Origin of the sequence: Micromonospora sp. NBS 11-29, from assembly GCF_002140155.1 — a bacterium.
Taxonomy (GTDB): Bacteria; Actinomycetota; Actinomycetes; order Mycobacteriales; family Micromonosporaceae; genus Micromonospora.
On the sequence record NZ_NAPR01000003.1, the window covers coordinates 257111 to 278119 of the forward strand.

19 protein-coding genes are annotated in these 21009 nt (G+C 73.0%); 9 read left to right on the top strand and 10 right to left on the bottom strand.

The window, feature by feature from the left end; genetic code table 11:
* Nucleotides 1–1582: helix-turn-helix transcriptional regulator (locus B1205_RS30755; RefSeq protein ID WP_254909652.1), on the top strand; the 1582-nt coding region annotated here is incomplete at its 5' end.
* Between the two features lie 15 nt (nucleotides 1583–1597).
* Here the strand turns inward: B1205_RS30755 and B1205_RS02495 are convergent.
* Genes B1205_RS02495 through B1205_RS02505 form a run of 3 tightly spaced genes read right to left on the bottom strand, consistent with a single transcriptional unit; the run spans nucleotide 1598 to nucleotide 4760 of the window.
* Nucleotides 1598–2515 carry a carbohydrate ABC transporter permease gene (locus B1205_RS02495; protein ID WP_217809741.1) on the bottom strand — a complete coding sequence of 306 codons (918 nt, stop codon included), beginning with the start codon at nucleotides 2513–2515 and terminating at the stop codon, nucleotides 1598–1600.
* A complete protein-coding gene (locus B1205_RS02500; protein WP_254909653.1) occupies nucleotides 2512–3330 on the bottom strand; it encodes a carbohydrate ABC transporter permease in 819 nt (272 codons plus the stop codon). Before B1205_RS02500 ends, B1205_RS02495 begins: the two co-directional genes overlap by 4 nt.
* A complete protein-coding gene (locus B1205_RS02505; RefSeq protein WP_089154113.1) occupies nucleotides 3327–4760 on the bottom strand; it encodes an extracellular solute-binding protein in 1434 nt (477 codons plus the stop codon). Before B1205_RS02505 ends, B1205_RS02500 begins: the two co-directional genes overlap by 4 nt.
* A gap of 160 nt (nucleotides 4761–4920) precedes the next feature.
* Here B1205_RS02505 and B1205_RS02510 point away from each other — a divergent pair, with 160 nt between their 5' ends.
* The 3 genes from B1205_RS02510 to B1205_RS02520 all read left to right on the top strand — a co-directional run bounded on the left by B1205_RS02510 (nucleotide 4921) and on the right by B1205_RS02520 (nucleotide 7668).
* Nucleotides 4921–6210, top strand: coding sequence for a sensor histidine kinase (locus tag B1205_RS02510; protein ID WP_089154114.1), 1290 nt, complete (start codon nucleotides 4921–4923; stop codon nucleotides 6208–6210).
* Complete coding sequence (locus B1205_RS02515) at nucleotides 6198–6857, top strand: response regulator transcription factor (RefSeq protein ID WP_089154115.1); 660 nt, start codon at nucleotides 6198–6200, stop codon at nucleotides 6855–6857. The genes B1205_RS02510 and B1205_RS02515 overlap by 13 nt, the downstream gene beginning before the upstream one ends.
* 67 nt (nucleotides 6858–6924) lie before the next feature.
* Nucleotides 6925–7668, top strand: coding sequence for an N-acetyltransferase (locus B1205_RS02520; RefSeq protein WP_254909654.1), 744 nt, complete (start codon nucleotides 6925–6927; stop codon nucleotides 7666–7668).
* 29 nt (nucleotides 7669–7697) lie between these two features.
* Here the strand turns inward: B1205_RS02520 and B1205_RS02525 are convergent, their stop codons facing one another.
* Together B1205_RS02525 and B1205_RS02530 are read right to left on the bottom strand one after the other, a co-directional pair.
* Entirely contained in the window at nucleotides 7698–8003 is a 306-nt protein-coding gene (locus tag B1205_RS02525) for a DUF1330 domain-containing protein (protein ID WP_089154116.1), read from the bottom strand.
* 49 nt (nucleotides 8004–8052) lie between these two features.
* Nucleotides 8053–8895 carry a S1 family peptidase gene (locus tag B1205_RS02530; RefSeq protein ID WP_089154117.1) on the bottom strand — a complete coding sequence of 281 codons (843 nt, stop codon included), beginning with the start codon at nucleotides 8893–8895 and terminating at the stop codon, nucleotides 8053–8055.
* A gap of 386 nt (nucleotides 8896–9281) precedes the next feature.
* Here B1205_RS02530 and B1205_RS02535 point away from each other — a divergent pair, with 386 nt between their 5' ends.
* A complete protein-coding gene (locus B1205_RS02535) occupies nucleotides 9282–10739 on the top strand; it encodes an endo-1,4-beta-xylanase (protein WP_089154118.1) in 1458 nt (485 codons plus the stop codon).
* Nucleotides 10740–10783: 44 nt separating this feature from the next.
* On the opposite strand, the gene B1205_RS02540 is transcribed toward B1205_RS02535, so the two are convergent.
* Nucleotides 10784–12358 carry a Na+/H+ antiporter gene (locus B1205_RS02540; protein ID WP_254909655.1) on the bottom strand — a complete coding sequence of 525 codons (1575 nt, stop codon included), beginning with the start codon at nucleotides 12356–12358 and terminating at the stop codon, nucleotides 10784–10786.
* Between the two features lie 75 nt (nucleotides 12359–12433).
* Nucleotides 12434–13054: an L-threonylcarbamoyladenylate synthase gene (locus tag B1205_RS02545; RefSeq protein ID WP_089154119.1), complete on the bottom strand. Its 621-nt coding sequence runs from the start codon at nucleotides 13052–13054 to the stop codon at nucleotides 12434–12436.
* A 97-nt stretch (nucleotides 13055–13151) separates the two neighbouring features.
* Here B1205_RS02545 and B1205_RS02550 point away from each other — a divergent pair, with 97 nt between their 5' ends.
* On the top strand, nucleotides 13152–13454 hold the full coding sequence (locus tag B1205_RS02550) for a hypothetical protein (RefSeq protein WP_254909656.1): 303 nt from the start codon (nucleotides 13152–13154) through the stop codon (nucleotides 13452–13454).
* Between the two features lie 310 nt (nucleotides 13455–13764).
* Here the strand turns inward: B1205_RS02550 and B1205_RS30760 are convergent, their stop codons facing one another.
* On the bottom strand, nucleotides 13765–14016 hold the full coding sequence (locus B1205_RS30760; protein WP_254909657.1) for a hypothetical protein: 252 nt from the start codon (nucleotides 14014–14016) through the stop codon (nucleotides 13765–13767).
* A 318-nt stretch (nucleotides 14017–14334) separates the two neighbouring features.
* Between B1205_RS30760 and B1205_RS02555 the strand changes: the two genes are divergently transcribed.
* Nucleotides 14335–16533, top strand: coding sequence for a glycosyl hydrolase (locus B1205_RS02555; RefSeq protein WP_254909658.1), 2199 nt, complete (start codon nucleotides 14335–14337; stop codon nucleotides 16531–16533).
* 82 nt (nucleotides 16534–16615) lie between these two features.
* Here the strand turns inward: B1205_RS02555 and B1205_RS30765 are convergent, their stop codons facing one another.
* Nucleotides 16616–16831: a VOC family protein gene (locus tag B1205_RS30765; protein WP_254909659.1), complete on the bottom strand. Its 216-nt coding sequence runs from the start codon at nucleotides 16829–16831 to the stop codon at nucleotides 16616–16618.
* Between the two features lie 699 nt (nucleotides 16832–17530).
* On the opposite strand from B1205_RS30765, the gene B1205_RS02565 reads away from it, so the two are divergent.
* The gene (locus B1205_RS02565; protein ID WP_089154120.1) at nucleotides 17531–17710 is read left to right on the top strand and encodes a hypothetical protein; all 180 of its coding nucleotides are present in this window, start codon (nucleotides 17531–17533) and stop codon (nucleotides 17708–17710) included.
* On the opposite strand, the gene B1205_RS02570 is transcribed toward B1205_RS02565, so the two are convergent.
* Nucleotides 17697–18467 (bottom strand): nucleotidyltransferase, encoded by a 771-nt coding sequence (locus B1205_RS02570; protein WP_089154121.1) that lies wholly within the window; start codon nucleotides 18465–18467, stop codon nucleotides 17697–17699. The two genes, B1205_RS02565 and B1205_RS02570, sit on opposite strands and share 14 nt — an antisense overlap.
* A gap of 420 nt (nucleotides 18468–18887) precedes the next feature.
* Between B1205_RS02570 and B1205_RS02575 the strand changes: the two genes are divergently transcribed.
* Nucleotides 18888–20951 carry a M4 family metallopeptidase gene (locus B1205_RS02575; RefSeq protein ID WP_089154122.1) on the top strand — a complete coding sequence of 688 codons (2064 nt, stop codon included), beginning with the start codon at nucleotides 18888–18890 and terminating at the stop codon, nucleotides 20949–20951.
* Nucleotides 20952–21009: the final 58 nt, after the last annotated feature.

Here is a 21009-nt window from a genome sequence, read left to right on the forward strand (position 1 = left end):
CGCGGAGTGGTACGACCGGGCTGCGGAGCTGACCCCGGCGGCCGAGGCGGCGCGGCGGGACCGACGCCGCCTCGACGCGGTGCGGTGTCGTCTCGACAGCGGGGACTACGCGGCGGCTGGCCGCGCCGCCGAGGCGGCGGCCGACGAGTTGAACGGCGCCGACCGGGCCGAGGCGCTGCTGCTGCGCGCCCAGGTGGCGTGGTGCGCCGACGACCTGGGCACGGCGGTCCGCGTCGCCGAACAGGCCCTGGTCGTGGCCGGGCCCGACGGTCACCTGGCCGGCCGGATCCACGCGCACCTGACGCTGTTCCACGACGCGCCGGACCCGGCCCGCCGGCACGCGCGGGCGGCCATCGCCCGGCTCCCCGACCGGGAACCGCACCGTCCGCTGCTCACCGCCGCGCTGCTGCTGCTCTTCTTCCACGAGGTACGCGCCGGCGGCAAGGCCCGCACCGACCTGCTCGACCGGGCGCTGTCCTCGGAGGACGGTGAGCCGTCCTTCCTCGCCGGCTCGATCCCGGCGATCTGGTGGAAGGCCGTCGACGACCACGACCGGGCGCGGGCGCGGCTGCACCGGATGCTGGACCGGGCGGCGGCGCGCGGGGACGACCCGCTGCGGCACGAGGCGCTCACCCACCTGGGCGAGACCGAACTGCTGGCGGGGCGCTTCCCGGCCGCCGCCGCGCACCTCGCCGCCGCCCGTGACCTCGGCGAACAGCTCGGCACCGGGCTGGTGGGCGAGAGCTGGCTGGCCGCCGTGCTCGACGCGCACCGGGGGCGGCTGGTCGAGGCGGGTCGCGTCGCCGCCGCCGGCCTGCGCCGGGCCGACGACCTCGACGACGCGTGGAGTCGCCGGTTGCACCGTCAGCTCACCGGTCTGGTGGCGCTCGGCACCGGTGACTGGGCCACGTCCGCGGCGGCGTACGGCGCGCTCGCCGCCGACCTGGACGGCTCGGGGATCGCCGAGCCGCTGGGGCAGCGGTTCGAGCCGGACTGGATCGAGGCGTGCGTCGGCGCCGGGGACCTGGACACCGCGCACGCCGCGCTGGCCCGGCTGGCCCGGCGGCACGCGCGGCTGCCCCGCCCGTGGACGACGCTGGGCCTGGCGCGCAGCCGGGTGCTGCTGGCCGGCGCCACCGGCGCCGATCCGAGCGACGCGCTGGTCGCGCTGGCCGAGGTGCGGGCCGTCGTGCCGGCGACGGTGCTGCCGCTGGACCGGGCCCGGTGCCTGCTGGTCGCCGGCCGCGCCTACCGTCGGGCCCGGCGTCGGCGGGAGGCCCGGGCCGCCCTGGACGCCGCCATCGGCGAGTTCGACGCGCTGGGGGCGTCCGGCTTCGCCGATCGGGCGCGGGCGGAGCTGGGGCGGATCGGCGCCCGCACCGCCGCGTCGACCACGATGACCGCGACCGAGGAGCGGGTCGCCCGGCTGGCCGCCCGGGGGCAGACCAACCGGGCCATCGCCGACGCCCTCTACATCAGTCCGAAGACGGTGGAGGCGAACCTGGCCCGGGTCTACCGCAAGCTCGGCATCGCCAGCCGGGCCGAGCTGGGCGCGGTGATGGGCCGGCCGGCAGCCGACTGACCGGCGGCCGGCCGTTCATCCCTTGCGGCCGGTGGTCGCGATGCCCTCGACGAAGTGCCGTTGGGCGAGGAAGAACAGGACGATCATCGGCACGGTGGCGATGACACTGCCGGCGAGGACGATCTCCCACTGCTGCTCGCCGCCGTAGCCGAACCGGTCGAGGATCACCTTGAGCCCGCGCGGCAGCGTGTAGAGCTGCTCGTCGCGCAGGTAGATCAGCGGCTTGACCAGGTCGGTCCAGCTCGCCTTGAACTCGAACACGAACGCCACCAGTAGGGCCGGGCGGACCAGCGGGAACGCCATCCGCCAGAACAGCTGCGGGTAGCTGGCCCCGTCCACCCGGGCCGCCTCGAAGTACTCCCGGGGCAGCGACAGGAAGAACTGGCGCAGCAGGAAGATGTAGAACGCCGAGCCGAACAGGTTGCCGGCCCAGAGCGGCACCTGGGTGTCCACCAGGCCGAGCCGGTTCCAGATCAGGTACGTCGGGATCATGGTGACCGCGAACGGCAGCATCATGGTGGCCAGCACCAGGCCGAAGAGCAGGTTGCGGCCGGGGAAGCGGAAGTACGCGAACCCGAAGGCGACCCAGGCGCTGGACAGTGTCGCCGTGACGGCCGCCGCCACGCCCACCACCACGCTGTTGAACAGCCAGGTGAACAGCGGCATGGCGTGCCACGCCTCGGCGTAGTTGTCCGGTGCGAACGGCATCGGGAGGAAGCCCGGCGCGAAGACGTACTCCCGGGGGCGAAGGGAGGCGCTGACCAGCCAGACGAACGGCAGCAGGAAGACCACCGCGGCGGCCACCAGGGCGAGCACGAACAGGATCCGCTGCCAGCGTGGCCGGCGGCCGTCGTCCGGGCGGCCCACCGGCCCGGACGCCGTCACCGGCGCGACCACCGTGCCGACGCCCACCGGTCGACTCGTCGTGGTCACCGGTCCTCCCCCTCGTAGTAGACGAACCGGTTGCCGAGCTTCACCTGCACCAGCGTGATCGCCAGGATGATCAGGAAGAGCAGCCAGGCCATCGCCGAGGCGAAGCCCATGTGCAGGAACTGGAACGCCTCCCGGAACAGGTGGATGACGTAGAACGACGCGGCGTCGCTGTTGAACGAACCGGCGGTCTGCCGGTTGCCGAAGTACATGGTGTAGACCTCGGTGAACATCTGCAGCGACGCGATGGTGTTGACGATCAGCGTGAAGAACAGCGAGCCGGAGATCATCGGCAGCGTGACGTGCCGGAACCGGGCCCACGCGCCGGCGCCGTCGAGGTCGGCGGCCTCGTACAGGTCGCGGGGCACGTTCTGCAACGCGGCCAGGTAGATGATCACAGTGGAGCCGAGGCTCCAGAGACTCATCAGCACGATGCCCGGCATCACCCAGCCCGGGTCGGTGGTCCAGCTCGGCCCGTCGATCCCGACCAGGGCCAGGCCGCGGTTGATCAGACCGTCCTGCGTGTTGAGCAACAGCAGGAACAGGATCCCGACCGCCACCGCCGGGGTCATCACCGGCAGGTAGAACACGGTACGGAAGAAGCCCTGGAGCCGACCGACCCGCTTGAGCAGCAGCGCCAGCCCGAGCGAGAGCGCCATCACCAGCGGCACGTGCAGCGCCGTGTAGTAGACGGTGTTGCCCAGGCTGCGCGCCACCTGCGGGTCGGACACGAGCTGCCGGTAGTTGTCCAGGCCGGTGAGACGCGGCGCGTTGATCACGTCGTACTCGGTGAAGCTGAGCCACAGGCTGGCGATCATCGGCCCGGCGGTGAACGCCAGAAACCCGACGATCCACGGCGCCAGGAACAGGTACGCCCAGCGGGCCTCCCGCCGGGCCAGCGGCGTGCGACGCCGTCGNCGGCGGTCGCCTCCCGCTGGGCGCGGGCGAGCGCCGGCGCGGGCTGTTCCTGACCGGAGAGCACCCGGTTGACCGCGTCCGTCCACGCCTTGTCGAACTCGGCCCCGGCGGGCGAGGCGGGCATGGCGAAGGCGGCGTCCTGGGCCTGGCGTACGGTCTGCACCGCGTCGTCGAAGCGCTTGTTGCCGGTCGGCTGGTACACCTCGTCGAAGATCTTCTTGTCGGCGGCGGTGTTGCCGGTGAACAGGCCGGTGAAGGGCAGGTTCTCGGCCTTGCGTGCGTCGGCCCGCGCCTTGGCGGCGGCGAGCCAGGTGTCGGTGGCGGTCATCTGCCTGACGAAGGCGCAGGCCGCCTCCGGGTTCTTCGCGCCCTTGGTGACCACCCAGGCCTGGCCGGAGGACATGCTCAGCGGCTTGCCCTGCCGGTCCACGAACGGCTTCACCACCAACTCGGCCTTCGGGCTGTTCTTCGCGGCCTGGTTGAGGAACCACTCCTCCATCGGCCAGGCGACGATCTGGTTCTTGGCCAGCGGGTTCTGCGCGCCGAAGAAGTCGAAGGTGTCACGGAACGACTTGAACTTCCCCCAGCCGCCCTGGTCCCGGATCAACGCGACGCCGGCACTGAGCGCCTCGACCACCTTCGGGTCGCTGAGGTTCGCCTTCGCGCCGTCGGCGGAGATCATCTCGGCGCCGTTCGCCTTGGCCCACATGGGCAGGAACTCGGGGATCTTCGGGTCGATGCCGATCCGGCTGAGCCGGCCGCCGGAGACGGTGGCGAGCTTGGCGTTCAACGCCGGCAGGCCGGCCCAGTCGGCCAGGTTCACGTCCTCGGCGGTCAGGCCGGCCCGCTTGAGCAGCGACTCGTTCAGATAGACCACGCGGACCTGGGAGAACTCGGGGATGCCGTAGACCGTGCCGTCGAGGGTCACCTGGTCCCGCGCGGACTGCCGGTACTGCGCCATGTCGATCCGCTGCTCGTCCACGCAGTCGGTGAGCGGCTGGATCGAGCCGCGCTCGGCGTACGTGCCGATGAGCTTGCGGTCCATGTACACCAGGTCCGGTGGGTTGCCCGAGGCAACCGCCGACAGGAACTGCTGCTCGTCGAAGGCGCCCTCGGTGACCGTCAGCCGGACGTCCGGATGGTCCCGCTTGAAGGCGTCCACCCGGGTCGTGGCGATCTCGTCGGAGAGGCTGAACCCCATGGTGCTCAGCGCGCCGCTGCCGACAGCACCGTCCCCGCCGGAGTCCCCTCCCCCGCCGACCCCGCCGCAGCCGCCGATCGCCAGGGTCAGCACCCCGGCCAACGCGGACGCCCGCAGTTTCCGTGACATCGCCACCTCCCGTGGTCGCACGGGCCGCTCTGCCCGCGCGAACTGGACTTCTCCGATGGGCGAAGGTCTCAAACCGGCTGTGACGCGTCCTTCGGCCACAGTGAGGTGCGCCAGTCGGTGATCCGCACGGTGACGAAGTGGTAGGGCCAGGNGTCACGGCATGACCGTTGATCAGCCGTCGCACCTGGCCGGCGCGTTGCGCCGCCGCCGCTATCCGCTCACCGCCTGGCCGTGGCGTGCCCTGGCGTACGCCGTGACCACCCTGCCGGTCGCCGGCGCCCTGGCGGTGGTGTCGTCCGTGCTGGCCGCGCCGCTGCTCCTGGTCGTCGGCGCGTGGCGGCAGGACCGGCCGGTCGACGTCGTCGCGTTCACCGTGCTCACCGCCGTGACGCTGACCGGCCTGGCCCTCGCCCCGCTGGTCGGCGCGCCGGTGGCGACGTTCGAGCGGTGGCGGCTCGGCCTGGTCGACGACCGGCCGGTGTGCGCGCCCGACCGGCGTGGTCCGGCCGCCCGCTGGACCGGCGGCGCCGCCTGGCGGGAGGTCGCGTACGCCGCCTGGCTGGGCGTGGTGGTGCCGGTGGCGTACGGGACGTTCGCGCTGCTGGTGCTGCTCGACCTCGCGCTGGTCGCCGGTCCCTGGCTGACCGGCGGCCGGGAGCGGATCGTGCTGCTGCGGGCGACGATCGACTCCCCGGCGGAGGCCGTCCCGTACGCGGTCGTCGGCGTGCTCGTGGCGCCGGCGCTGCTCTACCTGGCCGGTCTGCTGGTCGCCGGCCAGGCCGCGGTGGCCCGGTGGCTGCTCGACGACGCGCCCGACGGCGCCGCCCTGCGCGAGGTGACCCGGTCGCGGGCCCGCCTGGTCAGCGGCTACGAGGCGGAGCGTCGCCGGATCGAACGGGACGTGCACGACGGGGCGCAGCCCCGGCTGACGGGCCTCACCCTTCAGCTCGGGCTGGCCCGCCTGGACGTGCCGGACGACTCCCCGGCGGCGCGACCGCTGGCGGTGGCGCACGAGCAGGCCAAGGAGCTGATGCTGACGCTGCGCGGGATCGTCCAGGGCATCCGCCCGCCGCAGCTCGCCGAACTCGGGCTGGCCGGCGCGGTCGGTGACCTGGCCGCGCACTCGATGGTCCCGGTGACCGTCCACGCGGACCTGCCCCGCCCGGTGCCGGAGCCGGCGGAGACCACCGCCTGGTACGTCGTGTCCGAGGCGTTGGGCAACGTGGCCCGGCACGCCCGCGCGACCCGCGCCGAGGTGCGGTTGACCCGGACCGACCGTCGGCTGGTAGTGGAGGTCGAGGACGACGGCCGGGGCGGCGCCGACCCGGCGCGGGGCACCGGCCTGACCGGGCTGGCGGACCGGGTGGCCGCGGTGGACGGCAGGTTGCTGCTGGCCAGCCCGCCCGGCGGGCCGACCCTCGTCCGGGTGGAGCTGCCGTGCCGTCCGTGACCCGGGTCGTCCTCGCCGAGGACGAGGTCCTGCTCCGGGAGGGCCTGGTCGGCCTGCTGACCCGGTTCGGCTTCACCGTGGCCGCCGCCGTCGGGTCCGCCCCGGAGCTGCTCGACGCGGTCCGCACGCACCGGCCCGACCTGCTGGTCACCGACATCCGGATGCCACCGCAGCACCGCGACGACGGCGTGCGCGCGGCCGTCACGCTGCGCGCGGAGCGCCCCGACCTCGCCGTCGTGGTGCTGAGCCAGCACGTGCAGAGCGGGTACGCGGCCGCGCTGCTGGACAGCGGCGACGGCCGGCGGATCGGCTACCTGCTCAAGGACCGGGTCGCCGACGTCGCCGAGTTCGCCGACACGCTGCGCCGGGTGGCGGCCGGCGGCACCGCCGTCGACCCGGACGTGGTGCGGCTCCTGCTGCGTCGCCCACGCGACCCGCTCGCCGCGCTCTCCCCCCGCGAACGGGAGGTGCTGGGGCTGGTCGCGGAGGGGCACTCCAACGCCGCGATCGCCGCCCGGCTGCACGTCACCGAGGCGGCGGTCGGCAAGCACGTCGGCAACATCCTAACCAAGCTCGACCTGCCACCGGACGAGGACACCAACCGCCGGGTGCTGGCGGTGCTCGCCTACCTGCGGGCCGGCGGTTGAGCCGGCCCGGGTGAGCCGCGGGAAATCGGCGTGCGGCGCCGGGCCCCGAGCACCTACCGTGCCCGGCGTGACCCTGGAGATCGTGACCCTGGCCGAGCGGCCCGACCTCGCGCCGCTGCTCGACACCGACTTCGACGGCGCCTGGCCGCCGTTCATGCTCTGGGACCCGATGGGCGCGGTCTACTACGGCGTCGCCCACGACCTCTACCCGGAGTTCGTCCTCGCCGCCGTCGACCCGGCCGAGCCGGGTCGGGCCGTCGCCCGGGGATACGCGGTGCCGCTGCGCTGGACCGAGGAGGAGCTGCCCGACGGCGGCTGGGACCGGATGATCCAGCGGGCCACGCTGAACCGGCTCACCGGCGCCACCCCCAACCTGGTGTCCGCGCTGGAGATCTGCGTGCGGCCGGACCGGCGCGGCGGCGGGGTGTCCGGCCTGATGCTCGCGGCGATGCGCGCGGCCGCCGCCCGGCAGGGCTTCGACACGCTGGTGGCACCAGTCCGACCCAACGGCAAGGCCGCCGTCCCGGACCTGCCGATGGCCGAGTACGCGACGCGCCGGCGCCCCGACGGCCTGCCGGTCGACCCGTGGCTGCGGGTGCACGTACGGGCCGGCGGCGTCGTGGAGCGGGTCGCGCCCCGGTCGATGGTGGTCACCGGCACGCTGGCCGACTGGCGGCGCTGGACCGGCCTGCCGTTCGACGCCAGCGGGCCGGTGCACGTGCCGGGCGCGTTGGCGCCGGTGCTGGTCGACGTGGCGCACGACCACGCCGCCTACGTGGAGCCGAACGTGTGGGTACGCCACCGCCTCTGAGCCCGCCGACCGGCTCGCAGGCGGCGGGCTCAGGCGGGCCAGGCGTGGCCGATGCCGTCGAGCAGGAGGACCACCCCCTCGGTGGCCGCCTCCCGGTCGCGGGAGATCGCGCGGTACTCCGGCGAGGTGGACCAGCGTTCGAAGTCCTCCCGGCGGTCGAACGACATCAGGACCACCTTGTCGTGCGGCCAGTCGCCCTCCACCACGCGGGGGGCGGTGTCGGCGGCGAGCAGCCGGCCGCCGTGGCGGGCCAGCACCGGCAGGAACGCGGCGACGTAACGGTCGTAGCGCGCTCGATCGTGGACGGTGAGCTGCGCGAGGGCATAGACGGTCACCGGGTCAGGCTAGCCCGGACCGATGGTCCGGGCACTCCCGGCGGGGTGGTCAGGGCAGGGTGAGGCCGTAGGCGGCGAGGATCTCCTGGATCGGCTGGTAGTAGCTCGTGCCCCCGCTGGTGCAGTTGCCGCTGCCACCGGAGAGGATGCCGAGGATCGTGCCGGTCGCGGCCACGTAGAGCGGGCCGCCGCTGTCCCCGGGTTCGGCGCAGATGTTGGTGCGGATCAGCCCGGTGACGCTGCCCTCGGCGTAGTTGACGGTCTGGTTCAGCCCGGTGACGAGCCCGCACCGCACGCCGGTGGTGGCGCCGCTGCGGCAGACCGCCTGCCCGACGTACGGGGTGCCGGTGCCGGTGATCGTCACCTGGCCCGGATAGGTGTACACCGCGCTGGGGTGGGCGACCGTGCCGGTGTAGCGGACCACCCCGTAGTCGTTGCCGGGGAAGCTGCTGCCGGTGCGGCTGCCCAGCACGGTGGTGCGGGCGCTGTCGGCGTACCAGGTGGCGGCGAGGCTCGTGCAGTGCCCGGCGGTGACGAAGTACCAGGTGCTGCCGCTGTGCACGTTCGCGCCGAGCGAGCACCGCCCACCGCCGCTGTAGACGGCCTGGCCGCCGGCGATGAGCGGGCGCAGCCGGCCCGGCTCGTGTCGCAGCACCGCGCCGGCGCGGGCAGCGGAGCGGCGCAGCGCGGCCAGCGCCGCTCCGCGTACCGTGTCGTCGACGGTGACGGTCAGGCGGCCGGTGCCCGGGTCGTGACCCCAGGCGGTGCCGGCGGTGCGCAGCTCGGCGAGCGTCGCCGGTGCGGGTGGTGGGGCGGTGCCGGCCCGGGCCGCGGCCGGGGTGGCGGCCAGCAGGGCGGCGAGGGCGAGGGCGACGAGCGACGGTCGGCGCATCCGGGGAACCTCTTCCATCGTGGGGCGTCGATGTGCTGTCCAGCATCGACCCCGGGGGCGGCCGCGCTCAAGCGTCGCCCACCCGGCGCCGAAACTTCCGGAGCCGTCGCGCCGGGTTACCGGCCGCCCACCGACCGGCTCCGGGCGGCGCGTTCACGGCCCCGGGCCGGTGCCGCCGACCGGGGAATCGAGCCATTGAGAACGTTAAGTTTTCGGAACGGTTCCGGTAGGCTCGACGCAGCGATTCACTTCGATCAACTCACGGTGCCGGGGAGTCACTCCCCACCCGCGCGGCCTCCGGGCGGCCCGCGCACGAGCCGACACCGTGGCGGGCGGTGGTCGAGGTGGACGTTCCCTTTTCACCAGGCTAGGAAAGGTTCTCGAAGATGGACAAGGTGCTTGCCCGCGGCAGCGGGAGCACGACGGCCCGGTCGCGTCCGCGTACCGCGGTGGTGTCGATACTGGCCGGGGGCGCGGCGGTCGCCGCGACGATCGCGGTGGCGACCAGCGCCAGCGCCGGGACGACCCTCGGGACGTCGGCAGCGGAGCAGGGCCGGTACTTCGGCACCGCGGTGGCCGTGAACAAGCTGTCGGACGCCACGTACGTCGGCATCCTGAACCGCGAGTTCAACATGGTCACGGCCGAGAACGAGATGAAGTGGGACGCCACCGAGCCGTCCCAGAACCAGTTCAACTACTCCAGCTCCGACCGGCTCGTCGCGCACGCGCAGGCCAACGGCATGCGGGTACGCGGGCACGCGCTGGCCTGGCACCAGCAGCAGCCGGGCTGGACGCAGGGCCTGTCGGGCACCGCCCTGCGCAACGCCATGGTCAACCACATCACCCAGGTCGCCACCCACTTCAAGGGCAAGATCCACTCTTGGGACGTGGTCAACGAGGCGTTCGACGACGGCAACGGCGGCCGCCGCGACTCGAACCTCCAGCGCACCGGCAACGACTGGATCGAGGTCGCCTTCCGCACCGCCCGCGCCGCCGACCCGGGCGCGAAGCTCTGTTACAACGACTACAACACCGACAACTGGACCTGGGCCAAGACGCAGGGCGTCTACAACATGGTCAAGGACTTCAAGGCCCGCGGCGTGCCGATCGACTGCGTGGGCTTCCAGTCGCACTTCAACAGCGGCTCGCCGTACCCGGGCAACTACCGCACCACGTTGCAGAACTTCGCCGACCTCGGCGTCGACGTGCAGATCACCGAGCTGGACATCGAGGGTTCCGGCAGCACCCAGGCCACCACCTACGGCAACGTGGTGAAGGACTGCCTGGCCGTGGCGCGCTGCAACGGCATCACCGTCTGGGGCATCCGCGACAGCGACTCGTGGCGGGCCAGCGGGACGCCGCTGCTCTTCGACGGCAACGGCAACAAGAAGGCGGCGTACACCTCGACGCTCAACGCGCTGAACGCCGGCGGCACCACGCCGCCGACGACGACGCCGCCCACCACGACCCCGCCGACCACCACGCCGCCCACGACCGCGCCGCCGACCACCGCCCCGCCGACCACCGCCCCGCCGACGACTCCGCCGCCGGCCGGCGCCTGCACGGCGACGCTCAGCACCAACCAGTGGCAGGGCGGCTTCGTCACCAACGTGCGGGTCACCGCCGGCGGCAGCCCGCTCAACGGGTGGTCCGTGTCGCTCACCCTGCCCTCCGGCTCGGCGGTCACCAACGCGTGGAGCGCGCAGAGCAGCGGCACCAACGGCCTGGTGACCTTCCGCAACGTCGACTACAACCGGCAGGTCCCCGCCGGTGGCACCACCGAGTTCGGCTTCCAGGGGACGGGCACCGCCCCCTCCGGCACCGTGAGCTGCACGGCCGGCTGATCACCGCCGTGGCCCGGCGTGGCGTCCCGCCGCACCGGGCCACNTCAGTCCTCCAGTTCGGGGCCGAGCAGCCGAATCTCCTCGATGTCCGTGGCGGCCTGGAGTTCCCGCAGCACCGCATCGTCGATCTGGTTGGTGTTGCGCAGCCGGGTGACCTCCTGACGCTTGCGGTCCAGCATGTCGAGCTGGAGCCGGCGGGCCAGTTCCCGGTCCCGGTCCGCCTCCTCGCCGCGCGGGTTGCGGACGTCCTCCAGGTGGTCCCGGTAGCCGGCGCGGAGCCGGTCCACCGTGTCCGGCGCGACGCCCAGCTCGGCGGCGGCCCCCGGCAACGCCTCCAGCACCGCCTCGGTGGCCCGGATCCGCGCCCGCCGCACCTCGTCGTCGCGTTCCGCGTCGCCGCTGAGCCCGGCCCAACCGACCACCGCCGGCAGGGTGGTGCCCTGCACCAGCATGATCAGCACGATCACCACCACGGTGACGAAGATGATCAGGTCGCGCTCGCGCACCGGGGCGCCGGTGTGCGTGGTGACCGGCACGGCCAGCGCCGCGGCGAGGGAGACCGCGCCCCGGAAACCGGCCCAGCCCGCGGCCGTGCGCACCCGGGCGTCGAACTGTCGGGCCCGCCGGAACGGACGGCGGTCGATCCGTTGCAGCGCGGACACCGACAGGTGCACCCACGCCATCCGGGTCGCCACCACGACCAGGGCGACCAGCACCGCGATACCGAGGGACGCCATCGGCGAGTGACTGGTGATGCTCCGTAGCGAGCGGGGCACCTGCATGCCGAGCAGCACGAACAGGCCACCGTTGATCATGAAGGTGGACAGGTCCCAGAACGCGTACGCGGTGAGCCGGGAGCGGGCCCGGATCACCCGGGGACCGGCGTAGGACAGCAGCAGCCCGGAGACGACGACCGCGAGCACCCCGCTGGAGTGCGCCGCGTCGGCGAGCAGGAACGCCACGAACGGGGTGAGCAGGCTCAGCCCGCCCTCACGCATCGGATCGTCGACGTGCTGACGGACCAGCACCACCAGCCCACCGACGAGCAGGCCGGCGGCCACCCCACCGAGCGACTTGCCGAGGAACTCGCCGGTGAGTGTGAACGCGCCCGGCACCCGCCCGCCCGCGATCACGCCGACCGCCACCGCGAAGAGCACCAGCGCCGTACCGTCGTTGACCAGGCTCTCCGCGCGCAGCGTGGTGAGGATGCCGCGTGGCATCCGCTTGGCCAGACCGGCGACCGCGGCGGCGTCGGTGGGCGCCAGGACCGCGCCGAGCACCCAGGCGGCGGCGGGCGCCACGCCGAGCGCCTGGGCGACGTACGCGACCGCGACCATGGTGAGGACCACAAGCGCGACGGCCAGCAACACGATCACCGGGAGGTTGGCCCGGATCTCGCGGAGGCTGACCACCAGGCTCTCCCGGTAGAGGATCGCCGGGAGGAACAGCACCAGCACCACCTCGGGTTCGAGGACCACGTCCTCGAACGGTGGCAGCAGGCCGAGCAGCGCGCCCATGGCGATCAGCAGCACCGGCGGCGCGACGCTGTACCGGCCGCCGATGGTGGTGCCGACGAGCACCGTGGCGCCGAGCACCGTGATCAGCACGAGTGCGTCCACGCCGTACCCCCGTCGCCGTCCGCCGGATCCACCGTGCCGCACGGTGTCAGCCGGTGGGGCGGAACCGGGCGATCGCTACTCGAACCGGGAGGGGTCGCCGGCGCCGCGACGCAGGATTTCCGGCTCCGGCCCGGACAGGTCGACCACGGTGGTCGGTTCGAGCCCGCAGTCACCGGCGTCGACCACGGCGTCGACCAGATGGTCGAGCCGTTCCTTGATCTCCCAGCCCTGGGTCATCGGCTCGTCCTCCCCGGGCAGCAGCAGCGTGCTGGAGAGCAGCGGCTCGCCCAGCTCGGCGAGCAGCGCCTGGGTAACCGTGTGCTTCGGCACGCGCGCGCCGACCACTCGACGCCGCGGGTCCTGGAGCCGGCGGGGCACCTCGGCGGTGGCCGGCAGGAGGAACGTGTAGCTGCCCGGGATGACGGCCTTGACCTGCCGGAAGACCGCGTTGCTGAGCTTGACGAACTGACCGAGCTGGGCGAAGTCGGCGCAGACCAGCGTGAACGGGTGCCGGTCGTCGAGCCGGCGGATCTCCCGGATCCGCTCCACGCCGGCCCGGTTGCCGAGCCGGCAGCCGAGGGCGTAGCAGGAGTCGGTGGGGTAGACGATCACCCCGTCTTCGTGGAGGAGGTTCACCACCTGCCGGATCACCCGGGGTTGGGGGTTGTCCGGGTGCAGGTCGTAGTACCTCGCCACGCCGGCCAGCCTATGCCCGCTGCCGATCTTCCGCAGGTTTGCCGGGGGCCGGTTCCGGAAACAGGTGGGGGTTGTCATCGACAGGGGGGACCGAAGCATGTCCGAATCCAGCACAGCGCGCGTCACCGAGCGGCCGGTCGAGGTGGTCGATCCGCTGCTGTGGGATCTGTCCGCGGCGGTGGCCGACGCGCACCAGCCCGACGAGGCGGGGGCGTGCGTCAGCGCGAGCTGCGCCGGCGCGGCCTGGCCCTGCGCCGCCTGGGACACCGCGCAGGTGGGGTTGAGCGCCGCCCGGACGCCTCGCGCCGCTGCGTCCGTCGGCGGTCCGCGGCGCGTCGGCGACCGACCGGCCGGCACGGCGACGACCGGCGCGGGCCGGCTCGTCGCCACTGCGGCCTGACCGTTTCATGCGGAGAAATTGGCATTCGAACAACCCAGAGAGCGCTCTCTTCGGTAACAAGACATTGACGCGCGCGTAACCGGAACCTAATCTCGCTTCACAAGAGAGCGCTCTCTCGGCTGCGGACCCCCGTCCGCGACCCGCCTTCTCCTCGTGAAGGGGACCTCCATGACACTCCCCCTGCGGGACGTCTCCCCCGGCGCCGTACCCCCGCCGGCCCCCGTCCCGTCCCCCACCCGCCGGCGCGGCCGGCGGGCCGNNTGGTCGGCGGTGGCGGCACCGCCACCGCCGGCACCGTCGGCGCGGGCAGCTACACCGAGACCCTGCCACCCGGCGCCGTCCTGCCCAAGGGCTGCGGCGCGATCAGCACCAACCCGAGGATCTTCGCCACGCCGGACGCCCCGGCCGGCGCGATCCCCACCAACGACTGGTGGTCCTCCCTGATCTGGAAGCGCAACAACTGTGCGACCAGCGAGAACCTCCAGGCCCACCCGCTGGCGTTCAAGGCCGAGAACAACGGCCTCGGCCTCTCGTACACCACCACGCCGGCGATCAGCGGCACCGCCACCGGGGTCGGCGAGTACCACTACCCGTACACCGAAGACGTCCGGGTCGGGGTGGCCGGCCTGACCGCCGGGGTGGTCAAGGCCGCCGACTGGACCGACTGGACGGTCACCGCCGACTGGAGCGACGGCAGCCGCACCATGCGCGCCACCATCGGCCACGGCCTGCCGTTCAGCTACTACACGGTCAGCGGCGGCGGNCCATCGGCTTCACCGTCCGCGGCCACGACTACGTCGCGTACGCGCCGACCGGCGCGACCTGGACCGTCAACGGCTCGGGCATCAGCTCGACGCTGGCCGGCAAGGGCTACTTCTCGGTGGCGGTGCTGCCCGGCGGCGGCGACCGGGCGGCCCTGGCCGACACCTACGGCCGGTACGCCCACGCGCACGTCACCGGCACCCGGATGAGCTACGCCTACAACCCGGCGGCGGGCACGGTGCGCACCACGTACGCGTTCACCACCACGGCCCGCGAGGGCACCGAGAAGAACACGGTGGTGGCGCTCTACCCGCACCAGTGGCGCAGCCTCACCGGCGCCACCCCGATCACCCCGACGTACGTCTCGGCGCGCGGCGCCATGCGGGTGCTCACCGGCGTGCCGTCGTTCACCACCTCGACGCGCTTCACCGGCGTCCTGCCCGAGGTGCCGGCCGTCGGCGACGCCACCGGCGCGGACCTGAGCACGATCACCGGCTACCTGAACGCCGAACTGGCCAACCCGGAGGGCGTCAGCGGCACGGACACCTACTGGGCCGGCAAGGGACTCGGCCGGGCCGCCCGGATCGCCGAGATCGCCGACCAGCTCGGGCTCACCAGCGTCCGCGACAAGGCCGTGACGGCGATGAAGACCCGGCTCACCAACTGGCTGACCGCCGGCTCCGGCGAGACCGGCCAGCTCTTCTACTACGACCGCAACTGGGGCACGCTGATCGGCTACCCCGCCTCCTACGGCTCCGACGAGGACCTGAACGACCACCACTTCCATTACGGCTACTTCGTCGCCGCGGCGGCCACGGTGGCCAAGTTCGACCCGGGTTGGGCCGCCGACACCCGCTACGGCGGCATGGTCGACCTGCTCATTCGCGACGCCAACAACTACGACCGCGCCGACGGCCGCTTCCCCTACCTTCGGGACTTCGACATCTACGCCGGCCACGACTGGGCATCCGGCCTGGCGCCGTTCTTCGCCGGGAACAACCAGGAGTCCTCGTCCGAGGGGATGAACTTCGCCAACGCGCTGATCCAGTGGGGTCAGGCCACCGGGAACACCGCCGTCCGGGACGCCGGCGTCTACCTGTGGACCACGCAGTCCGCGGCCATCTCCGAGTACTGGTTCGACGTGTACGACGAGAACTTCCCGGCCGCCTTCGGCCATAAGACCGTCGGCATGGTGTGGGGCGACGGCGGCTCGTACTCCACCTGGTTCTCCGCGGCCCCGGAGATGATCCAGGGGATCAACATGCTTCCGATCACCGGCGGTCACCTCTACCTCGGTGACTACCCGGACTACGTCAAGGCCAACTACGCCGAACTGGTCGCCAACAAGGGCGGGCCACCGACCGTGTGGCAGGACATCGTCTGGGAGTTCCTGGCCCTCGGCGACGGCGACCAGGCGCTCAGCAACTTCCGGGCCAACAGCGGCTTCACCAGCGAGGAGGGCGAGAGCAAGGCGCACACGTTCCACTGGATCCGCAACCTGGCCGCGCTCGGCACGGTGGACACGTCGATCACCGCGAACCACCCGCTGGCGAAGGTGTTCCGCAAGGGCACGGCGCGCACCTACGTGGCGTCGAACATCACCGCCCGGTCACTGACCGTCACGTTCTCCAACGGCACCACGCTCGTCGTGCCGGCCGGGAAGACCGCCACCTCCGGGGCGTACACCTGGAGCGGCGGCAGCGCCACCGGTGGGGTGTCGGGGCCGACCACTCCCCCGTCGACCGGGACGCCCACGCCGACGCCGACCACGCCCGGCCCGACGCCGACCACGGCCAGCCCGACGCCGAGCAGCCCGAGCCCGACGCCGACCACCCCGGCGCCGTCGCTGGAGCCGGTCCGCTACCTGCGGTCCGGCGGCGGACTGGACGGCACCGCCGGCCCGGCCGGCACGGTCACCGTCGCCGCGGCGAACGGCAACCACGACGGTACGCCGACCAACCCGCAGGTGTTCACCGCCACCGGGCTGACCGGCACCTACACCGGCGGGGCCACCGCCTTCGACCTGGCCGTCGACGCGGGCATCGCGGTCGGCAACGGCGTCCAGGTGCGGGTCTCGTACGACCTGACCGGCGACGGCAGCTTCGACCGGGTGGAGACCTACCGGTACTTCGCCACCGACCCGATCGTCGGGGCGGAACGCTACCGCCAGACCCAGGGCCTGGCCTCGGCCACCGGCACGCTGGGCAACCTGGCCCGCGGCACGGTGAAGGTCGAGGTGTGGAACGCCATCGGCGGCGCCCCCACCACCGTCGGCACCGGCAACGCCTCGACCGTCACGTTGCCCTACACCCGCTGAACGGACACGGGCGCCCCGGCCGACACCGGCCGGGGCGCCCGGCTGTCCACCGGACGGCCGCCGCCCGAAGCGGACGTCCGGCTCACGGCCAACGGGTGGCCGTCGCCGCGAACAGCTCCGGGTCGCTGGCCACCGGGATCACGCAGACCAGGTGACCGCCGGGCGCGCGCAGCACGTGGCAGTCCTGCCAGCGGGAGACCGGGGTGGCGCCCAGCCCTCGCAGCCGTTCCACCTCGGCGGGCACGTCGTCGGTCTCGATGTCGAGGTGGTGCCGGGGCGCGTCGTCCACCGCCTGCACGGCGGTGACCAGCCCCGNTCAGGCCGGTGAACTCGGGCTCGGCCGGGTCGGTGCGCACCTCGGCGCCGAGCGCGGCGGACCAGAACGCGGTGACCTCCCCGGCCGACTCCCGAGGCGCGTCGATGATCAGGGCGTAGAGCCGGGACCGATGCATGTCCCGACCCTAGCCACGCTCACCGAACCCGGCAGCCCCGAAACGGCACCCGCCCCGAGCTGCCCCCCAAGATCCACACCAGGTCGCCGAAGCGGTGCCATCGACACCACCGGCACACCACCATTTCGCCGAGCTGGTGTGGATCTTGCGGGCCCGCCCGTCATCCCGGCCGAAGACGCCCACCGCAGGCTGTAAGGGCACCCATCCTGGAGGCAGGGACCACCGGCCGCATGTGCTGCGGCCGTCAGGGTGGCGGAGCGGCATCCCATTCCGCGGCCGGTGTGCGGCCACACCCGGAGCACACCACGCAGACCAGAGGCTGGCGAGGGCTCCTGACGGGTGCATCCACACCCAACGTTCCACTCCCGCCTCAGCCCACCCGTCAGTGGAACACCACGGGTGCATCCCAGCGCCGAAGACACCCACGGTGTTCCACTCCCGCCTCAATCCACCCGTCGGTGGAACACCACGGGTGCATCCCGGCGCCGAAGACACCTATGGTGTTCCACTTTCGCCTCACCGCACTCATGAGTGGAACACCGTGAGTGTCCGGCACCCGCGCCGGGCCGATCTCGCAGGTGCGGTGCGCCGAGGCGTACCCGTCGAAGGAGCGCGCGGCGACGGCGGCCTCGGCCCGGGTGGACAGCACCGTCGCGATGGCGTCGGTGCCGCTCGTCGCCGCCGACCTCATGGCCGCCGGGGGGGGGCGACTCAGCCGGTGGTGAGCTGGGTCAGGACACGGCGTTGGAAGGCACGGGCGGCCGGGCCGGAGGGTGGGGGACCACCCCGGCGTGCGTCGACCGAGGCGCGGATCAGGGCGGCGTCCGGGTCGTCGGCGGCCACCCGCAGACCGGCGTCGGACTTGCTCAGCCAGATGCCGTCGCGGGCGCGCACCAGCGCGCGGCAGGCGCCGAGCACCGCGTCCTCGGCGCCCGGGGCCGGCGCGTCGCCGGGCGGCGTGGGCCGGGCCAGCCACCAGCGCAGCGCGTCGACCAGCAGCCCGCGCAGCGCCGCCGGCGCCGGGTCGGCGAAGACCTCGGCGGCGGGTGGCCCGAGCAGCGTCCGGCCGGACTGGCGCAGGATGCTGCGGTCCAGCGCGTACCAGAACCGCCCGTCGGCGGCGGGCCGGTCGGCCGGGTCGTAGGTGGCCCGGAACGGCATCGTGGCACCGGTGTTCAGCTCGACCTCGAAGCCCGGCTCGGCGGTGCCCGAGGCGGCCACGTCCCGCCGGTAGACGACCAGTTCCAGTCCGCGCGCCGGGCAGGGCAGCGCCTCGTGCCGCAGCCGGTCGACGAGCACCCGTTTCGCGGCGACGGCCGGCGGGCGGGCCACCAGCAGCGCCACGTCCACGTCGCTGCGCCCCGGCTGGTACGCGCCCAGCCCGACCGAGCCGGCCGCGTACGCGCCGACCAGCTCGTCGCCGAGCACGTTCCGGGCGCGCCGCAGCAGGTCGGTGAGGTAGTCACGGACGTCGTCACGCATGCCCGCATCCTGCCGGGCGGGCACCCGGTGCGGGCGGCCGGGTCGGCGTGGCGGGGGCACGCTGAATCTATGTGCGCCAACCGCGTACAGCGGCAACATCCGCATAACGGGCGGGCCACCGTTCGGGGCCGACAATGTTCACCCTGATCAGCGCCTATTGAAGATCATGGTTTCCTGTGTTCGTGTCGGCGACGCGATCTTCGACGGGAGTCGGTTGCCCCGGTCACCCATTGCTCCCGCCTCCGGCTTCGTGTGATCGTGCAGCAGCGAGTCGCTGACCCCCGGCGGCTCGGACGGTCGATCCGTCGACCCGGAGCCACGCCGGCAGCTCCGGTGACCGATCGTCACCCGCCTCGTACCATCGCGCCGCCCGACCCCACCGGGCCCGAGCGGCGTGCCAAGGAACAGGAGCGAACCCCCTTGAAGCTCTCCCCTCGCCTCGCCGCGCTCACCGGCGCGGCCGCAGCCGGCGTGATCGCCGCCGGCTCCGCCGCGGCCGTGCAGGCCGCGCCACCCGGGCCGGCCACCCCCGACCTGGCCCACGCTCGCGCGGCGGCCGCCGACTCGGCCCGCGCGCTGGTCGCGGACCGCCCCGCCTACCTGCACGCCGGCGCCGACGACGCGTTCGTGCAGAAGCCGGTCATCTCCTCCGAGGGCACCCAGTACGTGCCCTACGAACGCACCTACCGGGGCCTGCCCGTGGTCGGCGGTGACTTCGTGCTCGCCACCGACTCCGCCGGCAACCTGAAGTACGCCTCCGTCGCCCAGCAACGGCCCATCGGCGCGCTCGCCACCACCCCGACGCTGACCTCGGCCGCCGCCGAGAAGACGGCACGGGCCCGGCTGACGACCGTCAGCGCGGTCGAGGGCACCACGCTGGTCGTCTACACCCTCGGCGCCAGCCCCACGCTGGCCTGGGAGACCACCGTACGCGGCACCAGCGCGGATGGCCCCAGCCGGCTCACCGTCGACGTCGACGCCCGCACCGGCGCGGTCCTGGACACCCAGGAGCACGTCGTACGCGGCACCGGCACCGGCGCCTGGAACGGGCCGAGCCCGCTCACGCTGAACACCACCAAGTCCGGCACCACCTACTCCCTGAAGGACCCGAGCGTCACCAACCTGAGCTGCCAGGACGCCGCGAACAACACGACGTTCAGCGGCTCCGACGACGCCTGGGGCAACGGCACCGCCACCAACAAGGAGACCGGCTGCGTCGACGCGCTGTTCAGCGCGCAGACCGAGCACAAGATGCTCAGCCAGTGGCTCGGCCGCAACGGCGCCGACGGCAACGGCGGCTACTGGCCGATCCGGGTGGGTCTGAACGACCAGAACGCCTACTACGACGGCAGCCAGGTGCAGATCGGCAAGAACACCGCCGGCCAGTGGATCGGCTCGCTCGACGTGGTGGCCCACGAGATCGGCCACGGCATCGACGACCACACCCCGGGTGGCATCTCCCGCGGCGGCACTCAGGAGTTCGTGGCGGACACGTTCGGCGCGGCCACCGAGTGGTTCGCCAACGAGCCGTCCAGCTACGACGCGCCGGACTTCCTGGTCGGCGAGAAGATCAATCTGGTCGGCTCCGGCCCGATCCGCAACATGTACAACCCGTCGGCGCTCGGTGACCCGAACTGCTACTCCAGCAGCGTGCCGTCCGGCGAGGTGCACGCCTCCGCCGGTCCGGGCAACCACTGGTTCTACCTGCTGGCCAACGGCAGCAGCCCGACCAACGGGCAGCCGTCCAGCTCGACCTGCAACGGCAGCAGCGTCACCGGCCTCGGCATCCAGAAGGCCATCAAGGTCATGTACAACGCGATGCTGCTGAAGACCACGTCCTCGTCGTACCTGAAGTACCGCACCTGGACGTTGCAGGCGGCCAAGAACCTCTACCCGAGCGGCTGCACCGAGTTCAACGCGGTCAAGGCGGCCTGGGACGCGGTCAGCGTGCCGGCGCAGTCGGCCGACCCGACCTGTACCGGTGGCGGGACCCCGACGCCCACGCCGACCACCTCCACCCCGCCGTCGGGCGGCTGCTCCGGTAACAAGCTGGCCAACCCCGGCTTCGAGTCCGGCAACGTGAACTGGACCGCGTCGTCCGGCGTCATCACCACGGACAGCGGCCAGGCCGCGCACGGCGGCTCGTACAAGGCGTGGCTCAACGGGTACGGCTCGTCGCGCACCGACACGCTCAGCCAGTCGGTGACGATCCCGGCCGGCTGCCGCGCGACGCTGAGCTTCTGGCTGCACGTCGACAGCGCGGAGTCGACCACGACCACCGCGTACGACAAGCTCACCGTCAAGGCCGGCAGCACCACGCTGGCCACCTACTCCAACCTGAACAAGGCCACCGGGTACGTGCAGCGGTCCTTCGACGTCTCGTCGCTGGCCGGTACCACGGCGACCATCTCGTTCACCGGGGTGGAGGACGCCTCCCTCCAGACGTCCTTCGTCGTCGACGACACCGCGGTCACGCTGAGCTGACCGCAGCGCGAGCGGCCGGCCGTCGTCCACCCGACGGCCGGCCGTCTCGCTGTGGCCG